Origin of the sequence: Pseudomonas sp. NPDC089422 (genome assembly GCF_044749405.1) — a bacterium.
GTDB lineage: Bacteria > Pseudomonadota > Gammaproteobacteria > Pseudomonadales > Pseudomonadaceae > Aquipseudomonas.
Genome location: NZ_JBIVHW010000004.1, coordinates 293,107 through 311,793, shown reverse-complemented (window position 1 = coordinate 311,793; position 18,687 = coordinate 293,107). Strand labels below are relative to the sequence as shown.

The following is an 18,687-nucleotide window of genomic DNA, read 5'->3' as shown; positions in this document are numbered from 1 at the left end:
TCCATGTCGCACCAATCTGATCTGATCAGCGAGGACATCCTCGCCTACCTGGCCCAGCACGAGCGCAAGGAACTGCTGCGCTTCCTGACCTGCGGCAACGTCGACGATGGCAAGAGCACCCTGATCGGGCGCCTTCTGCACGACTCGAAGATGATCTACGAGGACCACCTCGAGGCCATCACCCGTGATTCGAAGAAAGTCGGCACCACCGGCGAAGAAGTCGACCTGGCGCTGCTGGTCGATGGCCTGCAGGCCGAGCGCGAGCAGGGCATCACCATCGATGTCGCCTACCGCTACTTCTCCACCGCCAAGCGCAAGTTCATCATTGCCGACACCCCGGGCCACGAGCAGTACACCCGCAACATGGCCACCGGCGCGTCCACCTGCGACCTGGCGATCATCCTGGTCGATGCCCGCTACGGCGTGCAGACCCAGACCCGTCGCCACAGCTACATCGCATCCTTGCTGGGCATCAAGCACATCGTGGTCGCGGTCAACAAGATGGACCTCAAAGGCTTCGATGAAGGCGTGTTCGAGTCGATCAAGGCCGACTACCTGAAGTTCGCTGACGCCATCAACCTGAAGCCGAGCAGCCTGCACTTCGTGCCGATGTCGGCGCTCAAGGGCGACAACGTGGTCAACCACAGCGAGCAATCGCCGTGGTACGCCGGCCCGACGCTGATGGAAATCCTTGAAACCGTCGAGGTTGCGGCTGACCGCAACTTCACCGACCTGCGCTTCCCGGTGCAGTACGTCAACCGTCCCAACCTGAACTTCCGCGGCTTCGCCGGCACCCTCGCCAGCGGCGTGGTGCACAAGGGTGACGAAGTGGTGGTGCTGCCGTCGGGCAAGAGCAGCCGGGTCAAGTCCATCGTCACCTACGAAGGTGAACTGGAAAGCGCCGGCCCAGGCCAGGCCGTGACCCTGACCATGGAAGACGAGATCGACATCTCCCGTGGTGACCTGCTGGTGCACGCCGATAACGTGCCGCCAGTCACCGACCAGTTCGACGCCATGCTGGTGTGGATGGCCGAGGAGCCGATGCTCCCGGGCAAGAAGTACGACATCAAGCGCGCCACCAGCTACGTGCCGGGCTCGATTGCCAGCATCACCCACAAGGTCGATGTGAACACCCTGGAGCAGGGCGCTGCCAGCGCGCTGCAGCTGAACGAGATCGGCCGCGTCAAGGTCGCCCTGGACGCCTCGATCGCCCTGGACGGTTACGACAGCAACCGCACCACCGGTGCGTTCATCGTCATCGACCGCCTGACCAACGGCACCGTCGGCGCCGGCATGATCATCGCGCCGCCCGTCCTGCCGCACGGCAGCACCGGCCAGCATGGCAAGCAGGCGCACGTGGCCACCGAGGAGCGCGCCCTGCGCTTCGGCCAGCAGCCTGCAACCGTCCTGTTCAGCGGCCTGTCCGGCGCTGGCAAGAGCACCCTGGCCTACGCCGTCGAGCGCAAGCTGTTCGACATGGGCCGTGCGGTGTACGTGCTCGATGGCCAGAACCTGCGCCACGACCTGAACAAGGGCCTGCCACAGGACCGCGCCGGCCGTACCGAGAACTGGCGCCGTGCTGCCCATGTGGCGCGCCAGTTCAACGAAGCTGGCCTGCTGACCCTGGCTGCATTCGTCGCCCCGGATGCCGAAGGCCGCGAACAGGCCAAGGCACTGATCGGCAAGGAGCGCCTGGTGACCGTTTACGTTCAGGCCTCGCCGCTGGCGTGCCGCGAGCGTGACCCGCAGGGCCTGTATGCAGCTGGTGGCGACAACATCCCGGGTGAAAGCTTCCCGTTCGATGTGCCGCTGGATGCCGACCTGGTGATCGATACCCAGAACACCAGTGTTGATGAAGGCGTGAAGCAGGTACTGGATGTGCTGCGTCAGCGTGGCGCGATCTAAGTATTGCTGCTTGTGAAAAACCCCGCTTCGGCGGGGTTTTTTGTATCTGTGAAGTTAGCACAAGCTTTACATATGGACTAATTGACAAGTTGACAGCATCATTGCGGCGCCCTAGTCTAAGGGCACAGAGGCTATTCAAGCCCTGAGGAGGGTCTATGAGTGCAGTCACCCACGATGCCATTCATCCCGCGCTCGCAAGCATTGAGGCCGCCAAGGCTGCGTTGCGGGAGCGCTTCGAGGAGCATCTTGCTCGAGCGTCGGCTGCGGTAGTGCTCAAAGCCGTGGCGCTTGCGGACGAGAAGGCCTTTGCTGCGCTCGCCAAGGTCGAGGTTGAGGCGAAGCGCAGTATTGCAATGCGCAACCAGGAGGCTGTGGCCAGGATGAAGGCACGCGCCTTTGAACGGGTAGACAGCCGCTGTGAGCTGCTTGACGCTAAAGCAGCGTGCGAAATCCTGGGCATTACTAAACAAGCACTGAGTCAGAAGACCAAGACGGGGAAGCTCCTGGCCTACACTAATACCGGCAATCGCAGAAAGTTCTACCCGTCGTTTCAGTTTGCCGAAAACAAGCCAAGGTCAATCATTGAGGCATTGATTACATCGCTTGATGTTGATCCTACTGATACGGAAGCAATGAATACGCTGGTTCAGCACTTGGTCGGCAGAATGGATTTCTCTGATCCAGGCGAGCTGAGCAACGAAGTGCCTCGGTTTGAAGTGCTGGATGATCCAGCCGCTCTGGAAATCATCAAACGTGACTACCAGAATGCGTTGATGGCGGGGCAGTGAAGGCGGGCCTCGTGAGAGGTCCGTTTTTCTGTGCTTACTCAAGCAATACACCCAGACTCTCCAGGAATTCCACAGCCGTCTCCCCATTCGATAGCAGTGCTTCCATTACCAGCTGGTGGCTGATCGCCTCGACTTGGCGCCTACGGCCCTCAAACAGCACAAGGTTGCACCCGTCCATGGACCCGGTCACCGTGTAAACCGCTGACTGATAGAGAAGGCCATCGACCTCAGCGACATTCATGCATGCTTGGCTGATTCTTTGGGTGAGTGCATATCCCTCTCGCCCCTGTCCCTTGGCCTGCACGATATCGCGCACTTTGTGGTGGGTGGCTCTATTGGCCAATGCGGCCACGTCAACCACGTTCAATACACGCGCCGCCTTGAGTCGATGCAGTGACGTTTGCTCTAGTCGCCAGAGACTAACTGACTGGTCATCAACACCCTGGCCAGGCTGGAAGGACTCGGCCATGGCAACTTCCTCGGTGAGACCGAGGTAATAGACGCCGATCTGTTTGGTGGGATCGGCATACCGGGTGTCGGAGTCTGCACGATAGTTGACGGGGTTGGCATCGTAAAGGGAAGGCTGGACGCGGTGCAGTATTGTATCGACGGGTATCTGGCGTATCAGTTCCGGGTACCTGCTCAGTGTTTCCAGTACTTGGCTGGCGATTGTATTTTCGGGCAGCTTCGCCATACCACTCATGAAAAGCCTCCGAGCAACTGCAGTGGTGTTTGCAGGTAGCGCCAAATGAGCGGCATGAGCTACCTAGCTCTTCATGTCCCCGATGGACTTGAAGTGCCGGTCATAGTCACTTCACCATTTCACCTCCGATGACAGCGCGTATTGCAGGGCGCTCATGATCCGCATGTTCTCGGCGTCGTATGTCGCACCGCCAAAGGCAGGTGGGTCGAGGTGGCAGATCTGATAGTTGCGTACGCCTTTTGCGGTTTCACCGAAAGGCGCGCGAGGTGGCCAGCCTTGCTTGATGCGGATGAGTTGCGAGGTAACGAATTGTTGGGAGTAGATCGGGTCTTCGGCGATTGCCAGCCAGAAGGCTTGGGAGAAATCGTCAAAGTTTTCGAAGGTTTGCTCAGCAAGCTTGTTTGCGATGTGCTCGGGGAGTTGGAATGCCATGTCCGCGTCTCTCTATTGAAGTGGTATCGAGATCATGGCTGTGCTTGTTCAGGATGGAAATACTCACCGTGCTACATTGGATGTAGCTTCTTTTTGAAGAGTTTGTAGGAGTGTTCTCACTCCAAAGGGAGGCACCCCGCCGGAGCGGGGTGTACGTTCAGTTTTCCTTGAATCCAGGTTTTCCGTTAGCTGCACGCCACGCTTTGATAATGCTCAGAACTGCTTCAAGCTCACCCTGCTCATCATTTTCAGGCCAGTAAATCAGGTCTGTACCGCTAGGGTGCTCGGTCACTGCAGAAAAGTGCTCCAGCAATGGATCTAGTATCTCATCTGGCTCCTCGGCATTGGCGCGATAGATTTCCTTCAAAAACTCAATGAACTCCAACTCTGTATAATCGCTGTAGTTGGGCTTGATACTCATGACTTGTCTCCATAATGAATCTTATGATGAGCCGCTGGCGTGACAACCCTTAAATTGTCGATGTCATACACCTCGCCGCCTTCGCTGATTGGCACTACATGATGCAGCTCAAAACTCTTCTTTTTTCCATAAACGTCGGGGTTTCTTACTCTGGGAGCGTGCCCATTTTCCCGCATGCGAATAATGTTCTGTTTGGAAAGCTGCCTTGAGAGCTCGGGGTCATTTGCTACGATTTTCCAGAGTTTTTCTCGAAAAGCATCGTAGCTTCGAAATTCAATACCTCTAAGCTGATCAGCAATATGTGCCGGTATGGGGGCGCCTTCTCCGCGTGTTGCCTCGCCAAGCCAGAGCCCTGTTACTTGTGCACCGACTCCTGTAGGGATACCTGGCTCATACCTCGGACTCTTGAAAACCACCAGGATAGGCGGCAATCCCGAGTCAATCGGGAATGTGATGATCAGCCGTTCCTGATCCAGCAGATCCAGCGCGGGGTAACTTTCCGTTTCGGTGGTGATCGGGTTAAGGCTGCTACCCGTGTAGACCACCGTGCCCGGTGGAAGTGACGGCAGGCTTGTGGAGCTATTGTCGTCACCTCCAGGCGCGCTGGCCGGTGTCCACGTCAGGATGCGCTGAGGGTTGTCGAGCGCAAGGCTGTAAACCTGACGTTCAGTATCAAATGTTGCGGCCCTTACCGGCACTGCCTTACCGCCGGGAACGACGTACAGGCTGATGTCGTTTGCGTCTTCACTACCAGCAAGTAAATAAGGCACGTCCACGCTGGCTGATGAAAGGGCGAGGGCGGCCAGGTCAGGCCCGTCTGGTGGAGAAAGGCTGGAAAGAGGAGTGCTGATCAGGTACCGCCTTTCTGAATTGCTCAGCGTTGCAGGCCAGGCTGCCGAAAGTATGGCTACAGCCAAGGGGGCCGTTGTGACAGCCAATCGACCTACTGCTGCGATGACCGCTCCGCGAACAGCAACCGACGCGACATCCGCAGCAAAGGTCGCCAGCCCGATCGGAATTACGGTCGTCGCCGAGGCAGCAGAGTGGGTGTCGTTGATGTAACTGATGCGTTGGCGTGCCGCCTCGGCTTGGCGCCGTGCGGCTTCTTCGGCGGCTATGCGTTCGGCTTCTGCTTGCTGACGTGCAGCCTCCTCGGCCGCTGCACGTTCGGCTGCAAACCTTGCCTGCAGTTGTTCCATTTCCAGCGCTCGCTGGGTGAGGTTCGCCATGGCCGCGCTGAACTGCTGCAAATAGCGAATGGACTCTGTGAGCGTCAGTGCCCGGTGGTAATCCGCCCAAAGCACGCCGGCACGGCGGGTGGCCTGTTCATTGACGAGGTCTTGCAGTGCCTCGGTTTGTGGCTTGGAAAGTGGACCGACGATGTTCGGGTTGGAGTCGCCGAAAGCGGGTACCTCGGCTTGCTTCGCAGCAATCAGCGCGTTGGCGGCGTTTACATAGGCCGAAAAACGCTGGATGAGGGTATCGGTTTCATGGGTTGGGGTGGATTGAGCCACTTGGTGTTGCAGGAAGCTGGGCAGGCAGTCGAAGCAGATCTGCTGTTCATGAAGAATTTGCCCATGCCGCCGTTCGATTACTTTGGGAAGGTCGACAGCGGGTTGGGCAAGTTCTGCCTCGTCAACCTGGCGAGCCATTTCCGGCAAGTCCATCGCCAACGCTTGAAACTTCTGTGCTGCGATGTGCAGGCGGTAGGCGGCATCGACAGAAGCGTTGAAAGTCTCCCAGACCTGTTGGCCCCATGCCTCGCCAGAGGTGCCGATCGGGAATGCGCCATCGTCGTTCAACCGGGTGGCGAAGGAGTCGTAGCGTTTATAAAAAGGAATGGCACCGTAGAAGCTGGTTGCCACCGGGGCGATCTGAAGATACTCGGCGCGCCTTTGTTGCAAGCTCATCGTGGCAAGCTGTTGGCGTAGCTCCAGATGCTGGACGGGTTGAGCTGCAGATCCCGCGATTGCCTGTTGTTCGATGGCAGCGCGTTCAGTGCTGATTTGCGTGGGAAGTTGCTCAAGAGCGGGTGCATATTGTTCGGCGTGGATATTGTTGACGGCAGTAAACTCCTCGCCGAAAACCGTTCGCCAGCCTTTTTCCTGGGCGAAAGGGCTTGGCCCTCCAGTACCTCGAGGTCGCCCTGCATCCAGCCCCCAGCCGCCATAGCCGGTCCCGGACAACGGGGGCAACGGGCTGAGAGGCACTCGATCCGGGGCTTGCGCGCGCGTCAAGACGCCTTCATTCAGATTCAGCGCACCGCGGGAATCACGGAAGGGTTCACCAAATTTGACGGATTCATTTTGAGCCATGTAGTCATCCTCCTGGTCGCTACATGGCAAAGCGTGCTCCAGGCAGTTTTTCCTGTATGTCAGGCGCTGCTCGTCAATCAGTAGGAGTATTCCTGCTGACTGGAAAGTTCTGGTTTAAATGTGCTTTTCGGAAACAGGAATAACGCGCTTTTCCTTAACAGCCTTGTAGGAAAAACTCGAATAAATCTCCTTCACCCCCGGCAACCGCTGCAGCACTTCCCGGGTAAATTCCCCAAACGACTCCAAATCCCTCGCCAGGATCTCCAGCAGAAAGTCGTAACGTCCGGATATGTTGTGGCAAGACACAATCTCGGGAATCTCCATCAGCCTTCGCTCGAACGCCAAAGCCATATCCTTGGTATGCGAGTCCATCATGATGCTGACAAACGCCGTCACCCCGAACCCCAGCGACTTGGGTGACAAAATGGCCTGGTAGCCGGTGATGTACCCGTTGTCCTCCAGCAACTTGACCCGTCGCCAGCAAGGCGAGGTGGTCAGTGCGACTTGGTCGGCGAGTTCGGAAATGGTCAGGCGGGCGTTGTCCTGCAGGGCGGCGAGCAGGGCGCGGTCGGTGCGGTCGAGGCTTGAAGGCATGATTTGCCCTCCTGGTGTTGTATTTGTTGTTTTCTTTCCAAATTAGGCGCGAATGCGTGGGCTATTTTGGAAAAATTCAGGCAGCTCGGTGGCATAAGCTTATAACAAACCATCAGAGGCTGTTGTCATGCGCGACTCCCATAACAACACCGGTTTTTCCACTCGCGCCATCCATCATGGCTACGACCCGCTTTCCCACGGCGGCGCCCTGGTGCCACCGGTTTACCAGACCGCAACCTATGCATTCCCCAGTGTTGAATACGGCGCAGCGTGCTTTGCCGGGGAGGAGGGCGGGCATTTCTACAGCCGTATCTCCAACCCGACCCTGGCGTTGCTGGAGCAGCGCATGGCGTCCCTGGAAGGGGGCGAGGCAGGCCTGGCGCTGGCGTCGGGCATGGGCGCCATCACCTCGACCTTGTGGACCCTGCTACGCCCCGGTGACGAGCTGATCGTCGGGCGCACGGTGTATGGCTGCACTTTCGCCTACATGCACCATGGCATCGGCGAGTTCGGGGTGAAGGTCCGCCATGTCGACCTCAATGACAGCAAGGCGCTAAAAGCGGCGATCACCCACAAGACCCGGATGATCTACTTCGAAACCCCGGCCAACCCGAACATGCAACTGGTCGATATCGAGGCGGTGGCCGAAGCGGCGCGGGGGCATGACCTGCATATCGTGGTCGACAACACCTATTGCACGCCCTACCTGCAGCGGCCACTGGAGCTGGGGGCCGACCTGGTGGTGCATTCGGCGACCAAGTACCTCAGTGGCCACGGCGATATCACTGCCGGGCTGGTGATCGGGCGCAAGGCGCTGGTGGACCGGGTTCGTCTTGAAGGCCTCAAGGACATGACTGGCGCGGTGCTATCACCGCACGATGCCTCGCTGTTGATGCGCGGTATCAAGACGCTGGCGTTGCGCATGGATCGTCACTGCGCGAATGCCCAGCAGGTGGCCGAGTTTCTCGCGCGTCAGCCGCAGGTCGAGCTGATCCAGTATCCAGGGCTGCCATCGTTTGCCCAATACGAACTGGCGCAGCGGCAGATGCGCTTGCCAGGCGGAATGATCGCTTTCGAGCTCAAGGGCGGGATCGAAGCCGGGCGGCGTTTCATGAATGCCCTGCAACTGTTTGCCCGGGCGGTAAGCCTGGGTGATGCCGAATCGCTGGCGCAGCATCCGGCGAGCATGACCCATTCCAGCTATACGCCCGAAGAGCGGGCGCATCATGGCATTTCCGAAGGGTTGGTGCGGTTGTCAGTAGGGTTGGAAGATGTAGAGGACCTGGTGGCGGATGTCGAGCAGGCTTTGAAGGCTTGCAGCTAGGTAGCCTGCTCGGGCCTCTTCACGGGTAAATCCAGCCCAAGAAAAAGGCCTCATGCGAGGCCTTGTTCATTTCAGCGGTTCAGCGCTTGAGCCCGTAGCTCTCGTCGAGCATGCCCGGCGAGTTAGGCGACTTCGGTGCGTAGTCACGTGGCACTTCAGCGGTGTCCTTCGGCGGGGTCAGGCGGTCACGCGGACCCTGGCTGCCCTCGGAGTGCAGGGCGGCGAGCAGGCGCTGGCGGGTGACATCGTCCAGGGCCAGGTTGTTGGCGCCTTCAGCCAGGTGGTCTTGCACGTCCTGGTAGCTCTGGGTCAGTTTCTTGACCAGCATGGCGGTGCTGTTGAAGTGGGTGACCACTTCGTTCTGGTAGCTGTCGAAACGCTTCTGGATGTCATCCAGCTGGCGCTGGGTATTGCTGGGCGCCGCGTTGGGCAACAGGCGGGCCACGATGAAACCGACCGCCACACCGATGACCAGGGCCAGGGTTGGCAACAACCAAACAAGGAGCGAGAGTTCCACGAGTCCTTCCTCTATAAACGGCTTTGCTTTACGTTAACGGCTCAGACCTGCGCTGTATACCGCGAGCGATCGCAAATCAGAACAGAATTCCTCACCTAGACGAATCGACCCCCTTCGAGGTCACGGAGTAGTGCCTTGCTTGTCCGCGAAACCCCCTTGTTCATCGATGGCCCGATCGGCCAGCTGGAAGCCTTGTACCTGGACGTGGCCGATGCCCGCGGTGCGGTGTTGATCTGCCACCCCAACCCGGTCCAGGGCGGCACCATGCTCAACAAGGTGGTCTCGACCCTGCAGCGCACCGCCCGCGACGCCGGCTACGTGACCTTGCGCTTCAACTACCGCGGTGTCGGCCAGAGCGCCGGTAGCCATGACATGGGCGCTGGCGAGGTGGCCGATGCCGAGGCGGCGGCGGCCTGGTTGCGTGCCAAGCACCCCGGGCTGCCGTTGGTACTGATGGGCTTCTCGTTCGGTGGCTTCGTCGCCACCAGCCTGGCCGGGCGCCTGGAAGCGCAAGGCGTGGCGTTGCAACAGCTGTTCATGATCGCCCCGGCGGTGATGCGCCTGACCGCCGATTTCCCGCTGCCGCAGCGCTGCCCGATCACCGTGGTGCAGCCTGATGCCGACGAAGTCGTCGATCCGCAGCTGGTATACGAATGGTCCGACGCACTGGGCCGCCCCCATGAGCTGCTGAAAGTGGCAGAATGCGGACACTTCTTCCATGGCAAGCTGACCGATCTGAAGGATCTGCTGCTGCCGCGCCTTTCGAACTGAGCCAAGCCTGAATAAGCGAACACCCATGACCACGCGCATTCTCACCGGTATCACCACCACCGGCACCCCGCACCTGGGCAACTACGCCGGCGCCATTCGCCCGGCGATCGTCGCCAGCCAGCAGCCTGGTGTCGACTCGTTCTACTTCCTGGCCGACTACCACGCCCTGATCAAGTGCGACGACCCGCTGCGCATCCAGCGCTCGCGCCTGGAAATCGCCGCCACCTGGCTGGCCGGTGGCCTGGACCCGGCGAAGGTGACCTTCTACCGTCAGTCCGATATCCCCGAGATCCCCGAGCTGACCTGGCTGCTGACCTGCGTCGCCGCCAAGGGCCTGCTCAACCGCGCCCACGCCTACAAGGCCTCGGTGGACAAGAACCTGGAAGCCGGCGAAGACCCGGATGCCGGCGTGACCATGGGCCTGTACAGCTACCCGGTGCTGATGGCCGCAGACATCCTGATGTTCAACGCCAACAAGGTGCCGGTCGGCCGTGACCAGATCCAGCACGTGGAAATGGCCCGCGACATCGGCCAGCGCTTCAACCACCTGTTCGGCCAGGGCAATGACTTCTTCGCCCTGCCGGAGGCGGTGATCGAGGAGAGCGTGGCGACCCTGCCGGGCCTGGATGGTCGCAAGATGTCCAAGAGCTACGACAACACCATCCCGCTGTTCACCAGCGCCAAGGACATGAAAGACGCCATCTCGCGCATCGTCACCGACTCGCGTGCGCCTGGCGAAGCCAAGGATCCGGACAATTCGCACCTGTTCACCCTGTTCCAGGCCTTCTCCACGCCGTCGCAGTGCGCCGAATTCCGTGAAGAGCTGCTGCAGGGCCTGGGCTGGGGCGAGGCGAAGCAACGCCTGTTCCAGCTGCTCGACGGCCAGCTGGCAGAGAAGCGTGAGCACTACCACCAGTTGATCGCGCGTCCGGCAGACCTGGAGGACATCCTCCTTGCCGGCGCCGCCAAGGCCCGCAAGATCGCCACCCCGTTCCTCGAGCAGTTGCGTGAGGCGGTTGGCCTGCGCTCGTTCCGCAGCAGCGTGCAGGCCAGCACCGAAGTGAAGAAGAAAGCTGCCAAGAGCGCGCGCTTCGTCAGCTTCCGTGATGAAGACGGCAGCTTCCGCTTCCGCCTGCTGGCCGCCGATGGCGAGCAACTGCTGCTGTCGCGCAGCTTCGCTGACGGCAAGAGCGCCGGTGCGGTGAGCAAGCAGTTGCAGCAGGGCTTGGATGCCGACGTGCGCGTTGACGGTCTGGGCTTCAGCCTGTGGCTGAACGACGAGCAGGTTGCCGACGGGCCGCAGTTCGACAGCGCCGAAGCCCGTGATTCGGCTATCGAAAGCCTGCGTGTAGCGCTTCAGCCGTTGTAGGAGCGGATTTATCCGCGAACACCGGCAAAGCCGGTGCCATCCAGCGCTTCGCTGGCATGTATGAGGCATATTGACGCAAGTCTGATTGCCATTAAGCGGGCCTGTCGCTACAGTGACGGCCCGTTTTTTGTTGCCTCGCTAACGAAATCATGACGCCCCTAGAACGATATCAAGCAGATCTGAAACGTCCCGACTTCTTCCATGACGCGGCGCAGGAAACTGCGGTACGTCACCTGCAGCGTCTGTACGACGACCTGGTGCACGCGCAGAACAACAAGCCGGGCGTGTTCGGCAAGCTGTTCGGCAAGAAGGAGCAGACGCCAGTCAAAGGCCTGTACTTCTGGGGTGGGGTAGGGCGTGGCAAGACCTATCTGGTCGACACATTCTATGAAGCGCTGCCGTTCAAGCAGAAGATGCGCACGCACTTCCACCGCTTCATGAAGCGCGTCCACGAGGAAATGAAAACCCTCAAGGGCGAGAAGAACCCGCTGACCCTCATCGCCAAGCGCTTCAGCGAAGAAGCCAAGGTGATCTGCTTCGACGAATTCTTCGTGTCCGACATCACCGATGCCATGATCCTCGGCACCCTGATGGAAGAGCTGTTCAAGAACGGCGTCTCGCTGGTGGCAACGTCCAACATCGTCCCTGACGGCCTGTACAAGGATGGCCTGCAGCGCGCACGCTTCCTGCCAGCCATCGCCATGATCAAGCAGTACACCGACGTGGTGAACGTCGATAGCGGCGTCGACTACCGTCTGCGCCACCTGGAGCAGGCCGAACTGTTCCACTTCCCGCTCAACGACGCGGCGCACCAGAGCATGCGCGCCAGCTTCAAGGCGCTGACGCCCGAATGCACCCAGGCCGTCGAGAACGACGTGCTGATGATCGAAAACCGCCCGATCAATGCCCTGCGCACCTGCGACGACGTCGCCTGGTTCGACTTCCGCGCCCTGTGCGACGGGCCGCGCAGCCAGAACGACTACATCGAGCTGGGCAAGATCTTCCATGCCGTGTTGCTGAGCAACGTGGAGCAGATGGGCGTCACCACCGACGACATCGCCCGCCGCTTCATCAACATGGTGGACGAGTTCTATGATCGCAACGTCAAGCTGATCATCTCGGCCGAGGTTGAGCTGAAAGACCTGTACACCGGCGGGCGCCTGAGCTTCGAGTTCCAGCGGACCCTGAGCCGGTTGCTGGAAATGCAGTCGCACGAATTCCTGTCGCGCGCGCACAAGCCTTAGGACACTGGGGCCGCTTCGCGGCCCTTTCGCGACACAAGGCCGCTCCTACAGGAATTCGCGTTCCCCTTTAGGAGCGGCCTTGTGTCGCGAAAGGACTGCAAAGCAGCCCCAGTGGCCTCAAGCTTCTTGCATGAACTGCTGCCGATACTGATTCGGCGACAACTCCGTGTGCTGTCGGAACAACCGCGCAAAGAAACTGGCATCGTCATAGCCGACCTCATAACTGATGGTCTTGATACTCTTGCGCGTGCTCGACAGCAGCCCTTTTGCCGTCTCGATACGCAACCGCTGCAGGTAGTGGAGCGGCTTGTCACCGGTTGCCCCCTGGAAGCGGCGCATGAAGTTGCGGATGCTCATGCCATGGTTGCGGGCCACATCCTCGAAGCGGAACTTGTCGGCGAAGTGTTCCTCCAGCCAATGCTGGATCTGCAGGATGATCAGGTCCTGGTGCAGCTTCTGCCCGCCAAAGCCCATGCGCCCCGGGGTGTAGTTGCGCTGCACCTCGTAGAGAATGTCGCGGGCCACGGCACACGCCACATTGGCGCCGCAGAATCGCTCGATCAGGTAGATATACAGGTCGCAGGCTGAAGTGGTGCCGCCAGCGCAGTACAGGTTGTCGGCGTCGGTCAGGTGCTTGTCCTGATTCAGGCGGATCTTCGGGTAGCGCTCGGCGAAGCTGTTGAAGAAGCGCCAGTAGGTGGTCGCCTCCTTGCCGTCGAGCAGGCCGGACTCTGCCAGCCAGAACACCCCGCTGGCTTCGGCACACAACACGGCGCCACGGGCGTGCTGTTCGCGCAGCCATGGCAGCACCTGTGGATAACGTTGCTGGAGGTTGTCGAAATCTTCCCAGAAGGCCGGGAGGATGATCACGTCGGCATCGTCAAGGCCGCCATCGACCGGCAACTGCACATTACTGAAGCTGTCCACCGGCTGGCCGTCGGGGCTCACCAGGCGAATCTCGAACATGGGCTGCAAGCCCAGGCCCAGCTGCTTGCTGTAGCGCAAGCTGGCGAGGTGGAAGAAATCCTTGGCCTGCATCAGGGTCGAAGCGAACACCTTGTCAATGGCCAGGATGCTGACGCGCCGCAACGACGCGGAGGGTTGGGTAAACATCATTGTCATTGTTCTTATAGGGTAGAGTGGTCAATCACCGGCTGGATCGTCTTATTTTTTGGCGATTGTGTCTACCCCGTGTCGCAGAGGGGCCGCAAAGCGGCCCATGCTGTTCAGGGCGCGGGGTTCGGCTGCTCCTGGTGGATGGCCTCGATTGCCGCGAGCAGTTCGTCGTTGAGGTTCAGCTGCAGGCTGTCGAGGTTGCTCTTCAGCTGCACCAGGTCGGTTGCGCCAATGATGTTGCTGGTCACGAACGGCTGTCGGGTCACGAACGCCAGGGCCATCTGGGCCGGGTCCAGGCCATGGGCCTGGGCCAGTTGCACATAACGGCTGCAGGCCGCCACGGTTTGCGGGTTGGAGTAGCGGGCGAAGCGGCTGAACAGGGTCAGGCGGCCTTTTTCTGGCCGGGCACCGTTCTCGTACTTGCCCGAAAGCATGCCGAAGGCCAGTGGCGAGTAGGCCAGCAGGCCGCATTGCTCGCGGATCGCCACTTCTGCCAGGCCCACTTCAAAGCTGCGGTTGAGCAGGTTGTAGGGGTTCTGGATCGACACTGCCCGCGGCCAGCCACGGCTTTCGGCCAGTTGCAGGAACTTCATGGTGCCCCATGGGGTTTCGTTGGACAGGCCGATGTTGCGGATCTTGCCGGCACGTACCTGCTCGTCGAGCACTTCGAGGGTTTCTTCCAGTGGAGTGAACAGGTCGTTGGCCAGGTGTTGGTAACCGAGCTTGCCGAAGAAGTTGGTGCTGCGCTCCGGCCAGTGCAGCTGGTAGAGGTCGACGCGGTCGGTTTGCAGGCGCTTGAGGCTCGCGTCCAGCGCGGCAACGATGTGCTGGCGGTTGTGCTTGAGCTGGCCGTCGCGGATGTGGCTGATGCCATTGCCGGGGCCGGCGACCTTGCTGGCCAGCACCCAGTCGTCGCGGTCGCCGTTGGCGCGGAACCAGTTGCCGATGATGCGTTCGGTGGCCGCATAGGTTTCCGGGCGAGGCGGCACCGGGTACATCTCGGCGGTATCGATGAAGTTGATGCCGCTGGCCTTGGCCAGCTTGATCTGCTCGAAGGCCTCGCCCTGGGTGTTCTGCTCGCCCCAGGTCATGGTGCCCAGGCACAGGGCGCTGACGTCGAGGTCGGTACGGCCGAGCTTGCGGTATTCCATCGGGAAAACACTCCTTGGCAAAGAAGCCCATCAAAGCAGGTTGAAATTTTTCGCGCAATCTGGATAATTCTGCCCCTCTCCGTGTGGCGGAAGTGATGCACCACCACGCAGGAAGAACCCCGTCGAACATTGGCGTGCCCGACCCGAGCCCCCAAAAGCGTCAGCGTTCGGCTGCGCGCTTGCCCTTGGCAAGCTGTGCACTATCCAGTAAGATTCGCCGTCTATTTTTCGCTGGGCGGCCTCTGAGGCTTTAGAGAATGAAAACTTTTACTGCTAAACCGGAAACAGTAAAGCGCGAGTGGTTCGTAGTTGACGCCGCTGGCCAGACCCTGGGTCGTCTGGCTACCGAAATCGCTACCCGTCTGCGTGGCAAACACAAACCAGAATACACCCCTCACGTTGACACCGGCGACTACATCGTCGTCATCAACGCTGAACAGGTTCGTGTGACTGGTGCCAAGTCTTCCGACAAAATGTACTACTCCCACTCCGGTTTCCCAGGCGGCATCAAGGAAATCAACTTCGAGAAGTTGATCGCCAAGGCCCCTGAGCGTGTTATCGAAACCGCGGTCAAGGGCATGCTGCCTAAGAACCCGCTGGGTCGCGACATGTACCGTAAGCTGAAAGTGTACGCGGGTGCTGCTCACCCACACACTGCTCAGCAGCCTCAAGAACTGAAGATCTAACGGGAAAGTTCATTATGTCGGCGACTCAAAATTACGGCACTGGCCGTCGCAAGACCGCAACCGCTCGCGTTTTCCTGCGTCCGGGTACTGGTAACATTTCCATCAACAACCGTTCTCTGGACGTGTTCTTCGGTCGCGAAACCGCTCGCATGGTTGTTCGTCAGCCGCTCGAGCTGACCGAAACCGTTGAGAAGTTCGACATCTACGTCACCGTTTCCGGTGGTGGTGTCAGCGGTCAGGCCGGTGCGATCCGTCACGGTATCACCCGCGCTCTGATGGAATACGACGAAACCCTGCGTGGCGCTCTGCGTCGTGCTGGCTACGTCACCCGCGACGCTCGTGAAGTCGAGCGTAAGAAAGTGGGTCTGCGTAAAGCGCGTAAGCGTCCTCAGTACTCCAAGCGTTAATACCGCTTCGGCAGTCGAAAAAAGCCCGGTTCCTTGGAACCGGGCTTTTTTTTGTGCTTGAACTAACCTGTCAGCATGTCGGTGACCACTTGTCGCATAGACGCAGATCAAGCAAAGCGCGGGTTATAGCTCCTTGTGGGGGTAATCACCTTGTCACTGTGTGGATTTGTTTCTTACCATGGCGGCCAAATTTTAGTGCCACAGACACAACCTAAGTACAGGCCAGGTCCAACTGGCCAAGCAAAGCTGATGGGAGAGGACTGAATGAGCAATGACGGCGTCAACGCAGGCCGGCGCCGCTTCCTCGTAGCCGCGACATCCGTGGTCGGGGCAGCGGGGGCAGTGGGGGCTGCGGTACCGTTCGTGGGGTCATGGTTTCCCAGTGCCAAGGCGAAGGCTGCCGGCGCACCGGTGAAGGTCAATATTGCCAAGGTCGAGCCAGGGCAGCAGATGGTTGCCGAGTGGCGTGGCCAGCCGGTGTTCATCGTGCGGCGAACGCAGGAGATCCTTGGCAACCTGAAGAAGATCGAGGGTGACCTCTCCGACCCTCAATCGAAGAGCTCGGTGCAGCCGACCTATGTCGACCCCGAGGTTCGCTCGATCAAGCCGGAAATCCTCATTCTCGTCGGCCTCTGCACGCATCTGGGCTGCTCGCCGACCTTCCGCCCGGAAGTTGCGCCCGCAGACCTCGGGCCGAAGTGGGTCGGTGGTTATTTCTGCCCTTGCCACGGCTCCCACTACGACCTGGCCGGCCGTGTCTACAAGTCGCAGCCGGCGCCTCTCAACCTGCCAGTGCCGCCGCATTCTTATGAGTCGGACGACATCGTCGTCATCGGCGTCGACCAGGAGAAAGCATGATGAGCAAGTTCATGGACTGGATTGACGCTCGCTTCCCCGCCACCAAGATGTGGGAAGATCACCTGAGCAAGTATTACGCGCCCAAGAACTTCAACTTCCTGTATTTCTTCGGCTCGCTGGCGCTGCTGGTACTGGTCAACCAGATCGTCACTGGCGTGTGGCTGACCATGAGTTTCACGCCCTCGGCGGAAGAAGCCTTCGCCTCGGTCGAGTACATCATGCGGGACGTCGAGTACGGCTGGATCCTGCGCTATCTGCACTCCACCGGCGCTTCGGCGTTCTTCATCGTGGTCTACCTGCACATGTTCCGCGGCCTGCTCTACGGCTCCTACCAGAAGCCCCGCGAGCTGGTGTGGTTGTTCGGCATGCTGATCTACCTGGCGCTGATGGCTGAGGCCTTCATGGGCTATCTGCTGCCGTGGGGGCAGATGTCGTACTGGGGGGCCCAGGTGATCATCTCGCTGTTCGGTGCCATCCCGGTGATCGGTGGCGACCTGACCCAGTGGATTCGTGGTGACTACCTGATCTCGGGCATCACCCTGAACCGCTTCTTCGCCTTGCACGTGGTGGCCCTGCCGATCGTGATTCTCGGTCTGGTGGTGCTGCATATCCTGGCGCTGCACGAAGTGGGTTCGAACAACCCCGATGGTGTGGACATCAAGAAGAAAAAGGACGAAAACGGCATTCCACTCGACGGCATTCCGTTCCACCCGTACTACACCGTCAAGGACATTGTCGGGGTGGTGGTGTTCCTCTTCGTGTTCTGCGCCGTGGTGTTCTTCTTCCCGGAAATGGGTGGTTACTTCCTGGAAAAACCCAACTTCGAGCAGGCGAACGCGTTCAAGACGCCCGAGCACATCGCGCCTGTGTGGTACTTCACGCCGTTCTACGCGATCCTGCGGGCGGTGCCTGACAAGCTCATGGGCGTAATCGCCATGGGCGCCGCGATTGCCGTGCTGTTCGTGCTGCCCTGGCTCGACCGCAGCCCGGTGCGCTCCATGCGCTACAAGGGCTGGATCAGCAAGGTCTTCCTGCTGGTGTTCTGCATTGCCTTCGTCATCCTCGGCATCCTCGGCGTACTGGCGCCTACGCCTGGGCGCACCTTGCTGTCGCAGGTGTGCACGGTGTTGTACTTCGCCTACTTCCTGCTGATGCCGTTCTACACAAGGCTCGAGAAGACCAAACCGGTTCCGGAAAGGGTGACTGGCTGATGAAAAAGTTGATTGCAGTATTTTTGCTGGCAGTGATGCCTGCCTTTTCCTTCGCTGCCGAACACGGCCTGGAGCTGGACAAGGTCGATATCGACCTGACCGACAAGGCGGCCATGCAGGACGGTGCGCGCACCTTCGCCAACTATTGCATGGGTTGCCACAGCGCCAAGTTCCAGCGTTACGAGCGGGTTGCCGATGACCTTGGCATTCCCCATGAGTTGATGCTCGAGAAGCTGGTGTTCACCGGTGCCAAGATCGGCGATCACATGCAGATAGGCATGCAGCCCAGCGACGCCAAGACCTGGTTCGGCGCCGCGCCGCCCGACCTGACCTTGGTCGCACGGGTGCGGGGTACCGACTGGCTGTACACCTACCTGCGCAGTTTCTATGAAGACAAGTCGCGCCCGTACGGGGTCAACAACAAGGTGTTCCCGAACGTCGGCATGCCCAACGTGCTGGTCGGCCTGCAGGGCAACCAGGTGGTTGGCTGCAAACAGGTGCAGATGGTGGTCGATGGCAAGAAGCAATTCGACCCATTGACGGGTAGCCCGCTGACCCATGAGGCCTGTGACCAGCTGACCATTACGCCGAATTCCGGTACCCTGAACACCGAGCAGTTCGACGAGAAGGTCAAGAATCTGGTGACCTTCCTGGCCTATTCGGCCAACCCGGTCAAACTGGAAAGCCAGCGCATCGGTACCTACGTGTTGCTGTACCTGGCTTTCTTCTTCGTATTTGCCTACTTGCTCAAGCGCGAATACTGGAAGGACGTGCACTGATCACGCAGTAATTTCTGGTAGTTGAACGCGCCCGCGGGGGCCTGGCAGATTTGCCAGGCCCCCGCGGGCGCGTTTTCATTTAGAGTTGTACAAGTA

At 59.8% G+C, this 18,687-nt stretch carries 19 protein-coding genes; 11 read left to right on the top strand and 8 right to left on the bottom strand.

Going from position 1 to position 18,687, the window contains the following annotated elements; translation table 11 throughout:
- Positions 1-3: 3 nt before the first annotated feature.
- A complete protein-coding gene (cysN, locus tag ACIPZ8_RS10085; RefSeq protein ID WP_400722153.1) occupies positions 4-1,905 on the top strand; it encodes a sulfate adenylyltransferase subunit CysN in 1,902 nt (633 codons plus the stop codon).
- Positions 1,906-2,060: 155 nt separating this feature from the next.
- Positions 2,061-2,693 (top strand): hypothetical protein, encoded by a 633-nt coding sequence (locus ACIPZ8_RS10080; protein ID WP_400722150.1) that lies wholly within the window; start codon positions 2,061-2,063, stop codon positions 2,691-2,693.
- Between the two features lie 34 nt (positions 2,694-2,727).
- On the opposite strand, the gene ACIPZ8_RS10075 is transcribed toward ACIPZ8_RS10080, so the two are convergent.
- The 5 genes from ACIPZ8_RS10075 to ACIPZ8_RS10055 form a co-directional block, all read right to left on the bottom strand.
- Positions 2,728-3,396: an RES family NAD+ phosphorylase gene (locus ACIPZ8_RS10075; RefSeq protein ID WP_400722147.1), complete on the bottom strand. Its 669-nt coding sequence runs from the start codon at positions 3,394-3,396 to the stop codon at positions 2,728-2,730.
- Positions 3,397-3,507: 111 nt separating this feature from the next.
- Entirely contained in the window at positions 3,508-3,828 is a 321-nt protein-coding gene (locus ACIPZ8_RS10070; RefSeq protein WP_400722144.1) for an S-type pyocin, read from the bottom strand.
- Positions 3,829-3,985: 157 nt separating this feature from the next.
- Positions 3,986-4,249, bottom strand: coding sequence for a bacteriocin immunity protein (locus ACIPZ8_RS10065; protein ID WP_085675061.1), 264 nt, complete (start codon positions 4,247-4,249; stop codon positions 3,986-3,988).
- A complete protein-coding gene (locus ACIPZ8_RS10060) occupies positions 4,246-6,594 on the bottom strand; it encodes an S-type pyocin domain-containing protein (protein WP_400722141.1) in 2,349 nt (782 codons plus the stop codon). Before ACIPZ8_RS10060 ends, ACIPZ8_RS10065 begins: the two co-directional genes overlap by 4 nt.
- Positions 6,595-6,678: 84 nt before the next feature.
- Positions 6,679-7,158: an Lrp/AsnC family transcriptional regulator gene (locus ACIPZ8_RS10055; protein WP_159408957.1), complete on the bottom strand. Its 480-nt coding sequence runs from the start codon at positions 7,156-7,158 to the stop codon at positions 6,679-6,681.
- A 127-nt stretch (positions 7,159-7,285) separates the two neighbouring features.
- Here ACIPZ8_RS10055 and ACIPZ8_RS10050 point away from each other — a divergent pair, with 127 nt between their 5' ends.
- The gene (locus ACIPZ8_RS10050; protein ID WP_400722138.1) at positions 7,286-8,482 is read left to right on the top strand and encodes a methionine gamma-lyase; all 1,197 of its coding nucleotides are present in this window, start codon (positions 7,286-7,288) and stop codon (positions 8,480-8,482) included.
- Between the two features lie 79 nt (positions 8,483-8,561).
- Here the strand turns inward: ACIPZ8_RS10050 and ACIPZ8_RS10045 are convergent, their stop codons facing one another.
- Complete coding sequence (locus ACIPZ8_RS10045; RefSeq protein ID WP_400722136.1) at positions 8,562-8,999, bottom strand: YhcB family protein; 438 nt, start codon at positions 8,997-8,999, stop codon at positions 8,562-8,564.
- A gap of 135 nt (positions 9,000-9,134) precedes the next feature.
- On the opposite strand from ACIPZ8_RS10045, the gene ACIPZ8_RS10040 reads away from it, so the two are divergent.
- The 3 genes from ACIPZ8_RS10040 to zapE all read left to right on the top strand — a co-directional run bounded on the left by ACIPZ8_RS10040 (position 9,135) and on the right by zapE (position 12,383).
- Positions 9,135-9,770 carry an alpha/beta hydrolase gene (locus ACIPZ8_RS10040; RefSeq protein ID WP_400722133.1) on the top strand — a complete coding sequence of 212 codons (636 nt, stop codon included), beginning with the start codon at positions 9,135-9,137 and terminating at the stop codon, positions 9,768-9,770.
- Between the two features lie 25 nt (positions 9,771-9,795).
- Positions 9,796-11,139, top strand: a complete 1,344-nt coding sequence (locus ACIPZ8_RS10035) for a tryptophan--tRNA ligase (RefSeq protein ID WP_400722130.1) — start codon at positions 9,796-9,798, stop codon at positions 11,137-11,139.
- Positions 11,140-11,288: 149 nt separating this feature from the next.
- Positions 11,289-12,383, top strand: a complete 1,095-nt coding sequence (gene zapE / locus ACIPZ8_RS10030; RefSeq protein WP_103449208.1) for a cell division protein ZapE — start codon at positions 11,289-11,291, stop codon at positions 12,381-12,383.
- 117 nt (positions 12,384-12,500) lie between these two features.
- On the opposite strand, the gene ACIPZ8_RS10025 is transcribed toward zapE, so the two are convergent.
- Together ACIPZ8_RS10025 and ACIPZ8_RS10020 are read right to left on the bottom strand one after the other, a co-directional pair.
- Positions 12,501-13,421 (bottom strand): GlxA family transcriptional regulator, encoded by a 921-nt coding sequence (locus tag ACIPZ8_RS10025; protein ID WP_400722471.1) that lies wholly within the window; start codon positions 13,419-13,421, stop codon positions 12,501-12,503.
- A 188-nt stretch (positions 13,422-13,609) separates the two neighbouring features.
- On the bottom strand, positions 13,610-14,650 hold the full coding sequence (locus ACIPZ8_RS10020) for an NADP(H)-dependent aldo-keto reductase (protein ID WP_400722127.1): 1,041 nt from the start codon (positions 14,648-14,650) through the stop codon (positions 13,610-13,612).
- A 257-nt stretch (positions 14,651-14,907) separates the two neighbouring features.
- Here ACIPZ8_RS10020 and rplM point away from each other — a divergent pair, with 257 nt between their 5' ends.
- The 5 genes from rplM (at position 14,908) to ACIPZ8_RS09995 (ending at position 18,591) form a co-directional block, all read left to right on the top strand.
- Positions 14,908-15,336, top strand: a complete 429-nt coding sequence (gene rplM, locus ACIPZ8_RS10015; RefSeq protein ID WP_003251819.1) for a 50S ribosomal protein L13 — start codon at positions 14,908-14,910, stop codon at positions 15,334-15,336.
- Positions 15,337-15,350: 14 nt separating this feature from the next.
- Positions 15,351-15,743 (top strand): 30S ribosomal protein S9, encoded by a 393-nt coding sequence (gene rpsI, locus ACIPZ8_RS10010; RefSeq protein WP_003260797.1) that lies wholly within the window; start codon positions 15,351-15,353, stop codon positions 15,741-15,743.
- Positions 15,744-16,007: 264 nt separating this feature from the next.
- Positions 16,008-16,601 (top strand): ubiquinol-cytochrome c reductase iron-sulfur subunit, encoded by a 594-nt coding sequence (gene petA, locus ACIPZ8_RS10005; protein ID WP_016395498.1) that lies wholly within the window; start codon positions 16,008-16,010, stop codon positions 16,599-16,601.
- Positions 16,601-17,812 carry a cytochrome bc complex cytochrome b subunit gene (locus ACIPZ8_RS10000; RefSeq protein ID WP_016395499.1) on the top strand — a complete coding sequence of 404 codons (1,212 nt, stop codon included), beginning with the start codon at positions 16,601-16,603 and terminating at the stop codon, positions 17,810-17,812. The genes petA and ACIPZ8_RS10000 overlap by 1 nt, the downstream gene beginning before the upstream one ends.
- Positions 17,812-18,591 carry a cytochrome c1 gene (locus ACIPZ8_RS09995; protein WP_027918011.1) on the top strand — a complete coding sequence of 260 codons (780 nt, stop codon included), beginning with the start codon at positions 17,812-17,814 and terminating at the stop codon, positions 18,589-18,591. Before ACIPZ8_RS10000 ends, ACIPZ8_RS09995 begins: the two co-directional genes overlap by 1 nt.
- Positions 18,592-18,687: the final 96 nt, after the last annotated feature.

Bases quoted from the DNA above. Each gene is read 5' to 3' on its own strand.
- cysN (WP_400722153.1), top strand. From the start codon at position 4: ATGTCGCACCAATCTGATCTGATCAGCGAGGACATCCTCGCCTACCTG.
- ACIPZ8_RS10080 (WP_400722150.1), top strand. From the start codon at position 2,061: ATGAGTGCAGTCACCCACGATGCCATTCATCCCGCGCTCGCAAGCATT.
- ACIPZ8_RS10075 (WP_400722147.1), bottom strand. From the start codon at position 3,396: ATGAGTGGTATGGCGAAGCTGCCCGAAAATACAATCGCCAGCCAAGTA.
- ACIPZ8_RS10070 (WP_400722144.1), bottom strand. From the start codon at position 3,828: ATGGCATTCCAACTCCCCGAGCACATCGCAAACAAGCTTGCTGAGCAA.
- ACIPZ8_RS10065 (WP_085675061.1), bottom strand. From the start codon at position 4,249: ATGAGTATCAAGCCCAACTACAGCGATTATACAGAGTTGGAGTTCATT.
- ACIPZ8_RS10055 (WP_159408957.1), bottom strand. From the start codon at position 7,158: ATGCCTTCAAGCCTCGACCGCACCGACCGCGCCCTGCTCGCCGCCCTG.
- ACIPZ8_RS10050 (WP_400722138.1), top strand. From the start codon at position 7,286: ATGCGCGACTCCCATAACAACACCGGTTTTTCCACTCGCGCCATCCAT.
- ACIPZ8_RS10035 (WP_400722130.1), top strand. From the start codon at position 9,796: ATGACCACGCGCATTCTCACCGGTATCACCACCACCGGCACCCCGCAC.
- zapE (WP_103449208.1), top strand. From the start codon at position 11,289: ATGACGCCCCTAGAACGATATCAAGCAGATCTGAAACGTCCCGACTTC.
- ACIPZ8_RS10025 (WP_400722471.1), bottom strand. From the start codon at position 13,421: ATGCAGGCCAAGGATTTCTTCCACCTCGCCAGCTTGCGCTACAGCAAG.
- ACIPZ8_RS10020 (WP_400722127.1), bottom strand. From the start codon at position 14,650: ATGGAATACCGCAAGCTCGGCCGTACCGACCTCGACGTCAGCGCCCTG.
- rplM (WP_003251819.1), top strand. From the start codon at position 14,908: ATGAAAACTTTTACTGCTAAACCGGAAACAGTAAAGCGCGAGTGGTTC.
- rpsI (WP_003260797.1), top strand. From the start codon at position 15,351: ATGTCGGCGACTCAAAATTACGGCACTGGCCGTCGCAAGACCGCAACC.
- petA (WP_016395498.1), top strand. From the start codon at position 16,008: ATGAGCAATGACGGCGTCAACGCAGGCCGGCGCCGCTTCCTCGTAGCC.
- ACIPZ8_RS10000 (WP_016395499.1), top strand. From the start codon at position 16,601: ATGAGCAAGTTCATGGACTGGATTGACGCTCGCTTCCCCGCCACCAAG.
- ACIPZ8_RS09995 (WP_027918011.1), top strand. From the start codon at position 17,812: ATGAAAAAGTTGATTGCAGTATTTTTGCTGGCAGTGATGCCTGCCTTT.